Origin of the sequence: Brevibacillus sp. SKDU10 (genome assembly GCF_001645205.1) — a bacterium.
Classification (GTDB): Bacteria; Bacillota; Bacilli; order Brevibacillales; family Brevibacillaceae; genus Brevibacillus_B; species Brevibacillus_B halotolerans.
Window position 1 is genome coordinate 1 of the sequence record NZ_LSSO01000146.1, and the last position, 14,832, is coordinate 14,832.

14 protein-coding genes and 1 pseudogene are annotated in these 14,832 nt (G+C 40.7%); all 15 read right to left on the bottom strand.

Annotated elements, in window-relative coordinates; all coding sequences use genetic code 11:
- Positions 1-323 (bottom strand): annotated as a pseudogene (locus AYJ08_RS09890) (succinate--CoA ligase subunit alpha); the annotation flags it as partial.
- Positions 324-342: 19 nt separating this feature from the next.
- Positions 343-1,503: an ADP-forming succinate--CoA ligase subunit beta gene (sucC, locus tag AYJ08_RS09895; RefSeq protein ID WP_003336192.1), complete on the bottom strand. Its 1,161-nt coding sequence runs from the start codon at positions 1,501-1,503 to the stop codon at positions 343-345.
- Positions 1,504-1,646: 143 nt separating this feature from the next.
- Positions 1,647-2,888 carry a 2-oxoglutarate dehydrogenase complex dihydrolipoyllysine-residue succinyltransferase gene (gene odhB, locus AYJ08_RS09900; protein ID WP_031415371.1) on the bottom strand — a complete coding sequence of 414 codons (1,242 nt, stop codon included), beginning with the start codon at positions 2,886-2,888 and terminating at the stop codon, positions 1,647-1,649.
- 5 nt (positions 2,889-2,893) lie between these two features.
- The gene (locus AYJ08_RS09905) at positions 2,894-5,740 is read right to left on the bottom strand and encodes a 2-oxoglutarate dehydrogenase E1 component (RefSeq protein ID WP_064017587.1); all 2,847 of its coding nucleotides are present in this window, start codon (positions 5,738-5,740) and stop codon (positions 2,894-2,896) included.
- Positions 5,741-5,905: 165 nt separating this feature from the next.
- Positions 5,906-7,366 (bottom strand): DASS family sodium-coupled anion symporter, encoded by a 1,461-nt coding sequence (locus AYJ08_RS09910; RefSeq protein ID WP_031415374.1) that lies wholly within the window; start codon positions 7,364-7,366, stop codon positions 5,906-5,908.
- A 254-nt stretch (positions 7,367-7,620) separates the two neighbouring features.
- A complete protein-coding gene (locus AYJ08_RS09915; protein ID WP_064017588.1) occupies positions 7,621-8,094 on the bottom strand; it encodes a cupin domain-containing protein in 474 nt (157 codons plus the stop codon).
- A gap of 1 nt (position 8,095) precedes the next feature.
- The gene (gene eutH, locus AYJ08_RS09920; RefSeq protein WP_064017589.1) at positions 8,096-9,211 is read right to left on the bottom strand and encodes an ethanolamine utilization protein EutH; all 1,116 of its coding nucleotides are present in this window, start codon (positions 9,209-9,211) and stop codon (positions 8,096-8,098) included.
- An 18-nt stretch (positions 9,212-9,229) separates the two neighbouring features.
- The gene (locus tag AYJ08_RS09925) at positions 9,230-9,775 is read right to left on the bottom strand and encodes a BMC domain-containing protein (RefSeq protein WP_064017590.1); all 546 of its coding nucleotides are present in this window, start codon (positions 9,773-9,775) and stop codon (positions 9,230-9,232) included.
- Positions 9,768-10,040, bottom strand: a complete 273-nt coding sequence (locus AYJ08_RS09930; RefSeq protein ID WP_003336184.1) for a EutN/CcmL family microcompartment protein — start codon at positions 10,038-10,040, stop codon at positions 9,768-9,770. Before AYJ08_RS09930 ends, AYJ08_RS09925 begins: the two co-directional genes overlap by 8 nt.
- A gap of 12 nt (positions 10,041-10,052) precedes the next feature.
- Positions 10,053-10,733 carry a hypothetical protein gene (locus tag AYJ08_RS09935; RefSeq protein ID WP_064017591.1) on the bottom strand — a complete coding sequence of 227 codons (681 nt, stop codon included), beginning with the start codon at positions 10,731-10,733 and terminating at the stop codon, positions 10,053-10,055.
- Positions 10,734-10,745: 12 nt separating this feature from the next.
- Positions 10,746-11,381: an ethanolamine utilization phosphate acetyltransferase EutD gene (gene eutD / locus AYJ08_RS09940; RefSeq protein ID WP_031415383.1), complete on the bottom strand. Its 636-nt coding sequence runs from the start codon at positions 11,379-11,381 to the stop codon at positions 10,746-10,748.
- Between the two features lie 10 nt (positions 11,382-11,391).
- Positions 11,392-12,159: a cobalamin adenosyltransferase gene (locus AYJ08_RS09945; RefSeq protein ID WP_064017592.1), complete on the bottom strand. Its 768-nt coding sequence runs from the start codon at positions 12,157-12,159 to the stop codon at positions 11,392-11,394.
- A 117-nt stretch (positions 12,160-12,276) separates the two neighbouring features.
- On the bottom strand, positions 12,277-12,561 hold the full coding sequence (gene pduA / locus AYJ08_RS09950) for a propanediol utilization microcompartment protein PduA (protein ID WP_003336180.1): 285 nt from the start codon (positions 12,559-12,561) through the stop codon (positions 12,277-12,279).
- Positions 12,562-12,675: 114 nt separating this feature from the next.
- Positions 12,676-14,142 carry an acetaldehyde dehydrogenase (acetylating) gene (locus AYJ08_RS09955; RefSeq protein WP_064017593.1) on the bottom strand — a complete coding sequence of 489 codons (1,467 nt, stop codon included), beginning with the start codon at positions 14,140-14,142 and terminating at the stop codon, positions 12,676-12,678.
- Between the two features lie 3 nt (positions 14,143-14,145).
- The gene (locus AYJ08_RS24810; RefSeq protein ID WP_064017594.1) at positions 14,146-14,829 is read right to left on the bottom strand and encodes a BMC domain-containing protein; all 684 of its coding nucleotides are present in this window, start codon (positions 14,827-14,829) and stop codon (positions 14,146-14,148) included.
- Positions 14,830-14,832 lie beyond the last annotated feature (3 nt).

Sequence of the window (14,832 nt, forward strand, 5' to 3'; positions counted from 1 at the left end):
ACTTTAACCATATCAAGAACTGGGATATGCTCCGTGATGCAAATAACCAAATCTAATTCAGCGTCAACCGCTTCTAGGATCGCATCTGCCGCAAAGCGAGCTGGTACATAAATAACGGAAGCTGTTGCACCAGTGCTCTCAACTGCTTCTGACAAGGTGTTGAATACAGGTACGCCTTCTACCTCTGTACCACCTTTACCAGGAGTTACCCCACCTACGATTTTTGTTCCGTATTCCAACATTTGTTTTGTATGGAACAACGCTGTTGAACCCGTAATACCTTGGACGATAACCTTTGTATCTTTATTAATAAATACGCTCACTTATTTTTCCCCCTAACCATTAACCCACGAGTGATACAATCTTTTGAGCGCCGTCTGCCATTGAATCAGCAGAGGTAATGTTTAAACCAGAGTCTTTTAGGATCTGTTTGCCCAATTCAACATTTGTACCTTCTAGACGAACAACCAATGGCACTTCAAGGCTTAATTGTTTCGCCGCTTCAACTACACCAGTAGCAATAATGTCACACTTCATGATTCCGCCAAAGATATTAACGAAGATTCCTTTTACATTTTTATCAGACAAAATGATTTTAAAGGCTTCCGTTACTTTCTCAGCAGTAGCACCGCCCCCTACATCTAGGAAGTTGGCAGGATCTCCACCAAAGTGTTTGATAATATCCATCGTAGCCATTGCTAGACCTGCACCATTTACCATGCAACCGATATTACCATCTAGGGAAATATAGCTTAAATCATATTTGGATGCTTCGATCTCTTTTGGATCTTCTTCTTCTAAATCTCTATAATCCATGATGTCTTTATGGCGGTATAGTGCATTGGAGTCAAAATTCAATTTTGCATCCAATGCCATTACGTTGCCGTCACCTGTGACAACTAGTGGATTGATTTCAGCGATAGAGCAATCTTTTTCAACAAAGGCAGTATATAAAGCAGTCATGAACGCTGCAGCTTTATTGATCAGCTCTGTAGGGATATTGATGTTAAATGCTAGGCGTCTAGCTTGGAATGGTGTTAAACCAACTACCGGATCAATATATTCCTTAAAGATTTTTTCAGGCGTTGCAGCTGCTACCTCTTCGATCTCTGTGCCGCCTTCCTCGGAGCCCATCAAAACCACACGAGAAGTAGCTCTATCTAAAACTAGACCTAAATAATATTCTTTTTTAATATCGCAGCCTTCTTCAATTAAAAGGCGCTTTACTTCTTTACCCTCTGGACCTGTTTGATGAGTTACCAACGTTTTGCCCAGAATTTCGCTTGCGTAAGCTTTTACTTCATCTAGAGACTTCGCTACTTTTACGCCACCAGCTTTACCGCGTCCACCTGCGTGGATTTGAGCTTTTACTACACATACTTTTGTACCTAGTTCTTTTGCTGCTGCTACGGCCTCTTCAACTGTGAAAGCTACTTTCCCGTTTGGAACAGTAACCCCATATTGTCGCAGAACCTCTTTTCCTTGATACTCATGAATGTTCATCGATTATCCTCCTGTTACCTGGTAGGAACCATTGTAATTCAACTATCTTGTACTACTTCTTTATAATAAGGGGCTGCCCCTTCCTCTCACTTGCTTCACCGCGCTCAGGCAAAGAAGAGGCAGACCGTGTTCACACCTGGATATTAGCCTTCAAGCAATAGAGACTCTGGATCTTCCAATAGATTTTTCACTGTTACTAAGAAGCCTACTGCTTCCCGACCGTCAACAATTCTGTGATCGTAGGAAAGTGCGATATACATCATCGGTCTGTTTTCCATACGGTCTTGATCAATCGCTACTGGACGAGTCTGGATTGTATGCATCCCCAGAATACCTACCTGTGGAGCATTTAGAATTGGGGTAGACAATAGTGAACCGAATACGCCACCGTTTGTAATCGTAAACGTTCCGCCTTGCAAGTCAGACAAGGCTAGTTTGTTTTCTCTTGCTTTAACAGCTAGATCGCCAATTCCTTTTTCAATTTCAGCAAAGCTCATACGATCTGCATCGCGAACGACTGGAACTACCAAGCCTTCTGGAGCAGAAACAGCGATACCGATATCATAGAATTTTTTCACTACGATTTCATCGCCTTGAATCTCAGCGTTTAGGAGTGGGTATTTTTTCAACGCACCAATAACAGCTTTTGTAAAGAAGGACATAAAGCCAAGCTTTACATTATTTTTCTTTTCAAACGCATCTTTACGTTTGTTGCGTAGTGCCATGATCGCTGTCATATCTACTTCGTTAAAAGTAGTTAGCATCGCTGCAGTTTGTTGTACCTCTACTAAGCGTTTTGCGATCGTCTGACGGCGGCGAGACATTCTTTGACGCTCAACTGGTTTAGCAGGGTTAACCTCTTCGGCCTGCGGTGCTGCTTTTGGAGCAGGAGCTGCTTGTTTTGGTGTAACTACCTGCTGACTTGGGTCAAAAGTAGAAACATCTTGTTTGCGAACGCGACCTAACGGGTCCATTGTAGCCACTTCATTAAGATCAATGCCACGTTCTCTAGCATGCTTTCTAGCTGCTGGAGAAGCTACTACAGATTGTTTACTTTCTTCTTGAGTAACAGCCGGTTGTGCTTTTACTTCTGGCGCAGGTTGTGAAGTTGGCTTTGGTTTGCTTTCCGCTTTTGGTGTTGATGCTGCCCCAGCTTCATCAATAACTGCGATGGTTTCACCCACTTTAACGGTGTCACCCTCTTCTTTTAATACTTGCGTTAACACACCTTCATTTTCAGCGATAATTTCAACGTTTACTTTATCGGTTTCCAATTCAAGTAGGATATCCCCCATGGCTACTGCTTCACCTTGCTGTTTCAGCCATTTACCTACTGTTCCCTCTGAAATGGATTCTGCTAATTCTGGTACTTTTACCTCTGCCATCTCTATCACACCCTTACCAAGTTTCTAGTAACACTTTGTGCAAGAATACGTTGTTGTTCTTTTTTATGAGCAACCGGATCTCCTTCTGACGGACTTGAGCGTCTCATGCGTCCGTTGTAGGATACATTTACTCCTTTTGGTGCTAGTGCTTTTAAACGTGGTTCAACAAAAGTCCATGCTCCCATGTTTCTTGGTTCTTCCTGTGTCCAAACAATTTCACGCAGGTTTTTGTATTTGCCAATAATCTCGTTGATTTTTTCTGTTGGGAACGGATATAGTTCCTCAACTCGAACAATTTGCAACCAATCAAATTTTCCGACGTCCGCTACCTGATCGGACAAATCAACAGCCATTCTTCCTGTGCAGAATACTAGGCGCTCTACTGCTTCAGGTTTTTGTCCCAAACCTGGCTGCTCGATAACCGTTTTAAACTCTCCGTTGGTGAATTCATCAATAGCTGATCCCGCAGAAGGATTACGTAGCAAGCTCTTCGGTGACATAATCACCAATGGTCTTACTTCGTCTTTGCTTAACATGGCAGCCTGTCTTCTTAAGATATGGAAATACTGAGCAGAAGAAGAAAGATTAGCTACTGTCCAGTTGTTTTCCGCAGAAAGCTGTAAGAAACGTTCCAGTCTCGCACTGGAGTGTTCTGGTCCCTGACCTTCATATCCATGTGGCAGCAGCATCACAAGACCTGATTTCTGACCCCATTTAGCACGACCTGCTGAAATATATTGATCAAAAATTACTTGAGCCGTATTGGCAAAATCCCCGAACTGTGCTTCCCAAAGGACAAGCGTTTCAGGAGCAAAAACATTATAACCATATTCGAATCCGAGTACGGCGTATTCAGACAATGGACTGTTGCGCACCTCAAAAGAAGCTTTTGCTCCTGGCAATCTGTGCAATGGAGAATACGTTTCACCCGTCTTAGAATCATGTAGCACTAGGTTGCGGTGAGAGAATGTACCACGCTCAGAATCTTGACCGCTTAAACGGATAGGTGTTCCGTCTTCTAATATAGTGGAGAATGCCAGAACTTCTGCATGTGCCCAATCAATCTTCCCTTTATCTGCGAAGACCTGCTGACGACGGGATAAGATTTTTTCTAGTTTATCAAAGACATGGAAACCCTCCGGCCATTTTAATAAATCCGCGTTAATCTCTGTCAGCTTTTTCAAATCAACAGAGGTTTTAACCTTTGGATAACCAATTTTGACCGCATCTGGTAGATCTGGAATCAAGCCAGAGTCGTCATGTGCTTTGTTTACCTTCTCATAAGCTTTTGCAAATGCTTGTTTAACCGTTTCTTCGATCGCTTCAATTTGTTCTTTAGACAGCTCGTTTCTTTCGGTTAAGCGATCTTTGTAAATTTGAGTAATCGTTGGATGTTTACGAACCACGATGTAGGTCATCGGATTTGTCGCCATTGGTTCATCCATTTCGTTATGGCCAAGACGTCTATAACCTATTAGGTCAATTAGTACATCCTTGTAGAATTTACTACGATATTCGAAGGCTAATTTTGCGGCGGCAATGCATGCTTCAGGATCATCTGCATTCACATGAATAATGGGAATCCCGTACCCTTTGGCAAGGTCGCTCGCATATCTGGTGGATCTGGAATCTTCACTTTCCGTGGTGAAACCGACACGGTTGTTAGCGATGATGTGTACGGTTCCTCCTGTTTTATAGCCTTTGATACCGGAGTAGTTTAGAGTCTCTGCGACTACACCTTGCCCTGGGAAGGCAGCGTCACCGTGAACAAGAATAGACATCGCTTTGTTTTCATCCTGTCTTGGATAGCCCGCTTGAGAGCGATCATCCTGAGCTGCTCTTGTGTAGCCCTGTACGATAGAACCTGACACTTCCAAGTGACTTGGATTGTGCGCCATCGTGATGCGTGTGGTTTTATCGCCATTCTTAATCTCTTTAACTGCTCCAAAGTGATACTTAACATCACCTGTCCAGCCGACATGAGCTTCTTGGGCCTTGTCCAGCTTTTCTTTTGGTGAATGCTGGAATTGACTAAAAATATCTTCGTAAGGTTTACCCAGCACGTGAGTTAGTACGTTTAAACGACCACGATGTGCCATTGAGATGGTTACATCGCTTGTTCCCGCTTGAACGGAGTGCTCCACTAGCTCATCAATGACAGGTACTAGGACATCCAAACCTTCTACGGAGAAGCGTTTGGCTCCTACAAACTGCTTGTGTAGAAATTTTTCGAAACCTTCTACCTCATTCAATCTTTTTAAAAGATCAGTCTTTTTCTGTAAAGAGAGTTCCTTAGTTACTTCGCCAGACTCAATCATACTTTGAATCCAAGCTTTTTCTTCTGCCTCATCCACATGTTGAAATTCAAAGGCAAGATTGCTAGTGTACGTTTCTTTCAAATACTGAATCGCTTCCCAGCCATTAGCGAAACGTTCCGGCTGATGCTTGCAAATGAATTCAGCTGGAATATCTCGAAGATCAGCCTCGGTCAAACCATATTGATCCAGATTTAACAAATCCGCTTGTGGAGCTTGAGCTTCCAAAGGATAAAGGTTAGCACCTAAGTGTCCAAACCCACGGATGGTATCTGCCAACTGAAGAGCAGCAACGAATTTCTTCATTTTTGCAAATGGTAACGTTCTTGGTGCGGAGCTTTCAGGTGTCATTTCCTGACCATGAAGACCATTTTCTGGAAGGACCGGCGATCCCCAATTATCAAATAATTTTCGTAAGTCTGCAGGTACTTCTTCCGGATTTTCCATATAGATCTCATACTGCTCAAACACATAACCAAGATTCGGTCCATAAAATTCTGCCCAAGGGCTAGCTGGCAGTTTGTTATTCATACTCATTTGTAACCCTCCTACAGTCTTGTTGTGATCATGACCTGCACGAAATTGAGGTTTGTTGATCTCCTTTTATTTCAATTAAACTCCCATTTGGATGAAAATACCTAATCGAAGCGGTTTCAAATAGAAGGAGATCAATCCCATTAAACAATTTAAACCTTTTGCGTCCTAAAGTAAACCCATCCACTGCCAATAAGTCATACTAAATGCAATTATGAGAATAAAGCCCGCTATTGTAAGAGGTACACCCGACTTCACAAAGTCGCTGGTCGTAAAGGAACCTGTACCGTAAGCAAGCATATTTTGCGGTGCACTTACTGGTAAAAGGAAACCAAAACTAATGACAAATTGCTGGATTAAGACCATACCAGGCTTGTTAAACGTAGGCTCCATTGCGGTTACCAATGCAATAACAATTGGAATAAACGCAGATGCCAAGCTTGTTGCACTAGCAAATCCTAAGTGAATTAAAATGTTAAATAATGTTAATATGATAATAACAGTAATTACTGGCATAGCAGTTAAACCCATTGATTCAAACAATCCTTTGGAAATCCACTGAGCTCCCTCTGTTTTTAATAAGAGGTTCCCTAGAGACATTCCGACCGCAAATACAATTAGCGTTCCCCATCCTACTTTTTGCTCTACCTGCTTCCAAGTATACACCCCAATGCCAGGGCATAAAAGGATGGCAACTGCCGCAAGTGTAATTGTAGTGGAATCCAATGCATGCAAGACTCCCTCTGTAGACCAAAGGAACAATAGAAGCAAGGAAACTATCATTAAACGCCACTCTTTTGGAGTTAGCTTTCCTAGCTCAGCCAATTGTTTTTTGATTAACTCTCGGCCGTTTGGTATTTCACTAAGCTCTGGTTTGATTAATTTTGTCATCACAAAGTATAGAATGACAGACATGATAACAGCCCATGGAGCTGCATAAATGAACCATTCTCCCCAGGAAATATGGTAATTGAAAGCGGTTTCCATGAATCCCAAGGCAACCATATTCTGCGCAGCAGCCGTTTTAATCCCAATGTTCCATATTGAAATGGATTGGACTGTTGTAATCATCAGCAAGGCAGAAAGACGGCTATTCTTTTCTAGACCAAAAGCAGCTACCATTCCCATTAGGATTGGAATAATAGCACCTGCTCTAGCTGTTGCACTAGGCACAAACAAAGCAAGTACAATGCTTACAAGAATGGTTCCGAGTACGATATTGTTTGATTTGGACCCTACTTTTGATAGTACCAATAGAGCAATACGCTTATGCAATCCAGTAATCTCCATCGCTACAGCAAGGAACAACGCACCGGCCACTAACGCAACTGCTGAATTACTAAAACCTCCCAGCGCCAAAGAAAGCGCTTTCTTTGTTGTGTACACGACATTTGGGTCTTCAACTGTTGGCGAAAATCCGATTAAAACAGCAATAAGCCCAACGATTAAAGCCGCACTAACCGGATATGTAACCGCTTCCGTAACCCATAAGATAACGGCGAATGCAAGGATAGCTAATGTTCTTTGACCAGCAAGTGGTAAGCTTTCTGGTGTTGGGAGTAACAGAATAATAACCAGTACAGCTAGTGCGATGCTTAACGAGATGATATTCTTTCGACTAAAGCTCACTATAATACCCCCCTTGTCTAGTTATAGTGTAACCAAGTTGTTACACTATAAATTATAACGAATAAAAGAATAGACAGGATGGTTTTATAATTTACTTTATTGTTTTATTATTTACCAAATTTAATTATATATGAATTATACGGTATTTCCATACCTGGAAACAAATAAAAGGCCGTCGATTTCACTCGACAACCTAATTATCAACTCAAATTTATTTTTGTAATGTTATTAATGTGCATTTCACACATATTTGTTTATTTTTGAGTTGCCCAATCTGCTGGATAAGTTACATACATAAAGCGAGCAAACTCAGGCACAGAGAATTGGATTTTGGTTCCTTTTGGAATTAAAATGATTTCTCCGGCTTTTGCACTAACTTTGCGGCCATCAATGATGATTTCCAAGTAGCCTTCTATTACATAATCAATTTCATCATAATTAAGGGTCCAATCAAAGGTTGTCTCTTTCATTTCCATAATTCCACAACCTAAGCGCGGGCTTTCTTCTAATGAAAATAGATCCTTGCAATATACGATATCTTCTTTGTTGCCAGTATCCAAACGATCTTTTTCTGCTACACGTACAACTTGTAAAGGTATAGAGGTAACACCACTACTATCCCGGTGTTTTGGGAATTCTTCAGGAGCTGATGCTGTGCTAGCTCCTACTTTTTCAGTAATGATTTTACGGACAATTTCTTCAATGGCTTTAATATCCAAATTTTCCATTTTACGCAACCTCCGTTTTCTTATCTTTATCTTTTTTTCCCTCAATCATCTTTTTCGAAATGAAGATCGCTACAAAAATTGCTGTAATACCACCGACTAGTTTACCTACAATCATCGGGAAGATCATATCTTTTGCAACACCTGCTGTGAATCCTAAATGGTCACCAAGAACGAATCCTGCTGATACAGCGAAGGCAACGTTAATAATTTTACCTCTATCATCCATATCTTTCATCATTCCAAACATCGGAATGTTATTAGCAAGAGTAGCAACCATACCTGCTGCAGCAACTTCGTTCATTCCAAGTACTTTACCCAATTTAAGCAATGGCTTCTTAAACACCTTTGTAATAACAAATACCATACAGAACGCTCCTGCTAAGACAATGGAAATGTCTCCAACAATCTTAATACCTTCTGAGATAGGAGCTAGTCCTGGAATAATAGTCAGACCCACTAGTTGTTCAATGATGCCAGCTGCTAATGCAAGCGTTGCCACAATAACGATGAATTGGCCAAAGATCGTAAAGCCTTTGATCATTCCATTCGGGAATTTCACTAATCCTAGTACAATAAGAGCCGCAAAAATGATAATTGGCACTAGATTGGTTAAAATCATGCCAATTGAATAACCAGCAACTAGTCCACCAGCAATACAACCAATCGGAATTGTAATAATTCCTGATAGAACACCTGTTGCTAAGAACTTGTGATCTTCTTTACGAATAATACCTAGAGCAACTGGAATCGTAAATACGATTGTTGGTCCTAACATAGCACCTAAAATAACCCCTGCAAACATTCCTGCTTCGGGATCTTTCGCTAGTTCCTGCGCTAATGCAAAGCCACCCATATCATTTGCTAAAATCGTAGTAGCAAACATTGCTGGGTCTGCTCCTAGTGCATCAAATAAAGGTACAACAATAGGACTAAGCACTTTGGCTAATACAGGAGACAAAGAGATAATACCTACCATGGCTAGCGTTAAGGAACCCATTGCCATAATACCCTCTTCGAATTGTTGACTTAAGCCAAATTTATTCCCAATACACTTATCAATCGCACCCAGAACCATAAAAATGACCATTAAGTAAATAATGATTTCATTTATTCCCATACATGACTTCCTCCGCTCTTACCGAAACTGTTTTTTGATCTCTTCACTTGGTGATGGCATAACGGTATAATGAACGATTCGCTTCTGATCGATGGATGAAACAGCTATTTCCATCGCTTGTTCAACATCGCTTACACTTCCAGTAATGACAGCAAGCAGCTTGCCTCCGATACCCATACCTAGGTTGATTCTTTTCAAGAAGGTATGGGCACCTTTTAAGGCAAGGTTTATCGCGTAAATACCAGATGAGACGTTGGATGTTTCGAAAATTCCAATGGCATTTATAGGCTCAGTTGAGTAGCTTTTTTTCAAACCATTAACGATGTCGTTATGAACACCATTTAGAATAAATTCACTCACAAGAAAATCCTTTGAGACCTTTTTGGCAATCTCCATGGACTCTTGTACATTTGCTGTATCACCACTAACAATGATCAGAAATTTACCCGGGCAAATGGAACGCATATGATGGATATCCACAGTGGATTTTTTTAGCATGAAGTCAGCCGTCTCATATCCCTTACTTATACTTCTTAATTCCAGAATGCCAATAGAACTACTCATCGTTCATCTCCAGAGAATCTACAATACCCACGATAACTGCATCAATAGGTACGTTTTGATCTTTCATGGAGCTTCTTGCTGCGCTGCCTTTCGTTACGAGAACGGTGTCGCCTATACCCGCACCGGCATGATCCGCCGCAACAAAGCATTCCTTTGAAGTATTTTCATCATATGAATGTGGTTTAACTACTAGAAACGTTAAACCATTTAGCTTTTCATCTTTTCGCGTAGCCCAAAGACTGCCGACAACTTCTCCAACAATCATACGTTCACCCCGTTATTTTCTCCGTACTTGTATCTGCTGCATTTTGATATAATCTTTTGCAAGTGGTGTAATAATGCTGTTTTTGTTCACGATGATTTGATTCACGCGGCGCAGATGAAATTTCTTCAAATCAGATTCTGTAATCAGCTTCTTGGAAATAACTTCCTGAATCACTTCTTCTCGTTCAATCTCGCTCTCTTGCTTAGCACTTACAACCTCTGGATTATGTTCTTTGTCATCCATTTTGAGTAAGTCAGATACTTGAACCATTTGAATGCCAAAACTTTTGATTTTCTCTTCAAACGCCTCGTATTGCTTAAACAACACCGGGTTTGCCGTCTGTTTATATTTTTTATAAACCATGGAATTTTCTAAAGCGACTACTTTTTTACCTTTTAAAAGCATGGTTAAAATAAAACGTTCACGACTTCCCGCACTGATGCCATTTGCCAAATTTCCCAGTAGCTGTATGCAAATAGTCGGGATGATAACGAGATCGCAATCCCTCGTCTGCTCATCGTAATATTGAAAATCGTAGTGTGATCCGATTTGTGCTTCAATTTCAGGGTGTGCTTGGTTGTCCATAATGATTGCTTTTTGCCGCTTGATTGGCTGTTCCTGCAAAGGCTTCATACCTTGAAGCTTTTTATATACCTCTTTTGTAACCGCTTCAACTAAAGCTTCTATGTTCATTTTTTCACACTCCTAGGTACTTTTCTTCAGAATTTTCCCCATAGTACCTTTCGTAAATCCACACGCATTCGCTTCATCATAGTCAATATGCATGAATGTTGCATAAGAAGGACTTACACGAATCATTACATCATCGAAAATCAATGGTCGATTGCTGAATACCTTAACTTGAACCGTTTCGCCATTGACAACATTATGTTTTTTCGCATCCTCAGGAGTCATATGAATATGGCGTTTTGCTACGATTAACCCTCTTTGCAATTGAACCATATTTGTAGCTGAGGCGATTACAATTCCTGGGGTTCCTTCTAGCTGTCCGCTCTCTTTGATAATCCCTTTTACACCTAGTGCAACAGCATCTGTTAAAGCAATCTCTACTTGCGTCTCTTTACGTTCAGGTCCAAGTACAACTACATTATGCAAAGCACCTTTAGGACCAATTAGCGTAACACGTTCCTTGCAAGCATATTGTCCAGGCTGAGACAAATCTCTCATCTTTGTCAGCTCATAGCCTGGGCCAAACAAAGTGTCAATGTCAGCTCTGCTCAAGTGAACATGTTTCCCAGATGCTTCAATAGGAACACACATTTCTTCATTAACACGTTTTACTACTTCATCTACAATGCTTTCAATCAGATCGTTTTTCATAGTTCTCTCCTCAAGCTTTGTATTTATCTAGACGAACGCGGAACATCAATATCCAAAATAAGGAGGAAAGGCGATTCAACGCTTGAATGATGTCTTCACGTTCCACACTTCCATGCTCTTGTTTAAATGCTTGATAAGCCAACAATTCCGTTTCTCTAGTGAAAGTACGCAATGAATTTAAGGCAATGACCATCTCACCCATTTCATAGCTCGGTTTAAAATGATCTAATCCGAAGTATTTCTTGGGATGATGCGATTGCTCTCTTATTTCATCAGATGTCATATCTAGCAATTGGATATTCGTTAGCCTCTCACCAAGAACTTCACAGCGCACAATATTTCGTACAAATAGAAGCACTTCTTCCAAGTCAACTGCCAGCTTTGGCAAACCTGCTTTTACTCCAGTGATTTGAGCTTCGAGAATTTTAGCTTCTAATGAATCTAGTTTTCCACGAAAAATGATGCGAGGATGGTCTTTATAGACAAGGAGATTTCCATATAAATGAGTCATATGCTCTGGCTTACTTTCAAGATATCCACCATAGATCGTTTCATAACGAATAGATGGCTTATTTGAAATTTCTGTTGGTGGCACAGGAGCATTCTGTTGTTGGGTTGCATTCTCATCATAGTAGCGAAGCTCTATCTGATGATCTGTTAAAAAACTTTTAGCAGAAGGCGTGAGAATGACGCCTTTTTTCACTTCATAAATCTTGCTATCTTTAGCTTCTTGATTTTTAAAGTGTTTTCGCAAATCGCTTTCTGTGATAAGAGCCATATGTTCACATCCCTCGTCGGAAAAACTTCTTACAATGACTAGCCAAGAAGCTTACCTGACCCCAATATGGTAGATAGGGAGATGGATGCAAAAAGTTCTGCATCCATCCGACTATAATTATTCAGCTGTTTTAGGCAAGATTGCATCTACTTCAGTATGTGGTCTTGGAATTACATGTACAGATAGTAATTCACCAACGCGTTCTGCTGCTGCTGCTCCAGCGTCTGTAGCCGCTTTAACTGCACCTACGTCTCCACGTACCATAACTGTTACTAGACCTGCACCGATTTGTTCTTTACCAATCAATGTAACGTTTGCTGCTTTTACCATTGCATCTGCTGCTTCAATAGCTCCAACTAGTCCTTTAGTTTCTACCATTCCCAATGCGTTTGCGTTTGCCATAATAAAATTCCTCCTAGAATCTTTATAGATTTATGATTTTTAGAAAAGTACATATGATGTGCAACATGTTTATAAGTAAACTTGAACTAGTCAAGTTTATAGCGTAACAAGGTCTTACATTTCAGCTAAGATGCGTTTCACAATTAAGCTGATCAATTCTTCTTTATTAGTAGCTTCAAGAGTAGGTTCTTTTACTTCAGTTGCTCTTGTTCCTACAATATCTTCTAATTCCTTCAAGCCATAACCTACACGACGAATGTTAAGTAGGTTTAATGGACCAACGTTATCGGAAGTTGAGCTTCCTCCAACCGCTCCACAACCCAATGTTAATGCTGGGAATAGAGCTGTGCTTGCACCGATACCGCCTAGAGTACCTGGTGTATTAACAAGGATGCGGGATACAGGCTGTTTCAAAGCGAATTCACGAACGATAGCTTCATTGTTTGTATGAACCATCATTGTGTGTCCAGCACCTTCGTTATTTAAGATCTCAACGCAACGCTCTAATGCTGTTCTCCAGTTGTCTTCTGTGTAGAAAGCAAGGATTGGAGCCAATTTTTCACGAGAGTATGGAACTTTGCTTCCAACTTCTGTTTCTTCAGCGATTAGAACTCGAGTTGATTCTGGCACTTGTAGGTCAGCTAATTTCGCGATGTGCTGAACGCTTTTTCCTACGATTTGAGGATTCATTGTGCCATTTGCACGCATGATGAATTTTCCAAGTTTTTGGCTCTCTTCTTTGGACAAGAAGTAAGCTCCTTGTTTTTTGAACTCTGCTACAATTGTCTCTTTGTTATCTCTTTCTACAACAACGGATTGTTCAGAAGCGCAAATCGTTCCGTTATCAAACGTTTTAGAATCCATGATACGTTTTACTGCTAAAGGAATGTTAGCACTTCTTTCAATGAATGCTGGTCCATTACCAGGTCCAACACCGATTGCTGGTGTACCAGAAGAGTAAGCTGCTTTTACCATAGCTGTACCACCAGTGGCAAGGATCATAGCTGTATCATTGTGTTTCATCAATTGATCTGTTCCTTGGATAGTTGGTACAGTCATGCAGCTAATCGCGCCATCTGGGCAACCTGCTTTTTTAGCAGCTTCACTAATGATTTTTACTGTTTCCAAGATACAACGCAGTGCATTTGGATGTGGGGAAAATACGATACTATTTCCCGCTTTAAGAGCGATCATTGCTTTATAGATAACGGTAGAAGTAGGATTTGTTGATGGAATAAGACCAGCTACAACACCTACAGGCACACCGATCTCCATTGTTTTCTTTTCTTTATCTTCATTCAAGATACCTACAGTTTTTAGGTCTTTAATCTCTTCATAAACATGCTTGGAAGCAAATGCGTTTTTAACAACTTTATCTTGCCAACGACCAAAGCCTGTTTCTTCGTTTGCCATTTTAGCTAACTTCTCACGATTCTCATAAGCAGCATCCGCAATTGCTTTTACAATGGAATCAATTTGTGCTTGTGTCATGGAAGCTAGTTTTGCTTGAGCTTCTTTTGCTTTTTTGATTAAAGTACGTACCTCTTGAATGGACATTAGGTCTTTATCTAGAACTTCCATTTTCTACTCCTTCTCTCCCTCATGTTGTTGGATCGCTTTGATTAGCTGATCCTTTTTGGCATACTTTACTTGCACTTTTGAAATGCTTGTTAATTTTAACTTGTAAGCTATTTTTCTTAACTCCGCTAGTTTCATATCTTCTAGTCGTTTATCTTTCTTTTTGCTAGAAGAAACAAGGGAGGCAGCTTCTTCTAGTGGTTGCTCTTGAATTACCGCATGATGTAGATCTTGTTCTTCCTCTTGGGCATGATCCTTTGGTTTAACAGAGACTTCTTCAAGGCGATCAACAACAGGTGCTGTCTCTGGCATTTTTTCTTCAGGAATCACTTTAAGAGGAGTACTTTTGATGTCTTTTTCAGGTAATTCCTTAGGCGTAACCTTTGGTGCTTGTTTTGGTGTTTGTATTGGCAAATCAACAGTTACGATTTTTGCTGTTTCTTCATGTGGCCTTGCGATGACAAGACTATTAAAGAGACAGTTTAGTTGTCTGGCAGCAGCACTTCCCGCATCAACAGCAGCTTGTACCGCTCCGACATCGCCTTTGACTTTAACTGTGATCAAACCATCTTTTTTTAATCTTTCAAGACCAATCAATGTTACGTTTGCGGCTTTGAGAGCAGCGTCAGCAGCTTCCATTGCTCCCAAGAGCCCTTTTGTCTCTACAAGTCCTAATGCTTGATTTTTCATGGA

Coding starts and splice junctions, on each gene's coding strand:
- AYJ08_RS09930 (WP_003336184.1), bottom strand. CDS start 10,040: ATGATTGTTGGAGAAGTTGTCGGCAGTCTTTGGGCTACGCGAAAAGAT.
- AYJ08_RS24810 (WP_064017594.1), bottom strand. CDS start 14,829: ATGAAAAATCAAGCATTAGGACTTGTAGAGACAAAAGGGCTCTTGGGA.
- AYJ08_RS09935 (WP_064017591.1), bottom strand. CDS start 10,733: ATGAACATAGAAGCTTTAGTTGAAGCGGTTACAAAAGAGGTATATAAA.
- AYJ08_RS09955 (WP_064017593.1), bottom strand. CDS start 14,142: ATGGAAGTTCTAGATAAAGACCTAATGTCCATTCAAGAGGTACGTACT.
- eutH (WP_064017589.1), bottom strand. CDS start 9,211: ATGGGAATAAATGAAATCATTATTTACTTAATGGTCATTTTTATGGTT.
- AYJ08_RS09905 (WP_064017587.1), bottom strand. CDS start 5,740: ATGAGTATGAATAACAAACTGCCAGCTAGCCCTTGGGCAGAATTTTAT.
- AYJ08_RS09945 (WP_064017592.1), bottom strand. CDS start 12,159: ATGGCTCTTATCACAGAAAGCGATTTGCGAAAACACTTTAAAAATCAA.
- pduA (WP_003336180.1), bottom strand. CDS start 12,561: ATGGCAAACGCAAACGCATTGGGAATGGTAGAAACTAAAGGACTAGTT.
- AYJ08_RS09915 (WP_064017588.1), bottom strand. CDS start 8,094: ATGGAAAATTTGGATATTAAAGCCATTGAAGAAATTGTCCGTAAAATC.
- sucC (WP_003336192.1), bottom strand. CDS start 1,503: ATGAACATTCATGAGTATCAAGGAAAAGAGGTTCTGCGACAATATGGG.
- AYJ08_RS09925 (WP_064017590.1), bottom strand. CDS start 9,775: ATGAGTAGTTCTATTGGCATTCTGGAATTAAGAAGTATAAGTAAGGGA.
- odhB (WP_031415371.1), bottom strand. CDS start 2,888: ATGGCAGAGGTAAAAGTACCAGAATTAGCAGAATCCATTTCAGAGGGA.
- eutD (WP_031415383.1), bottom strand. CDS start 11,381: ATGAAAAACGATCTGATTGAAAGCATTGTAGATGAAGTAGTAAAACGT.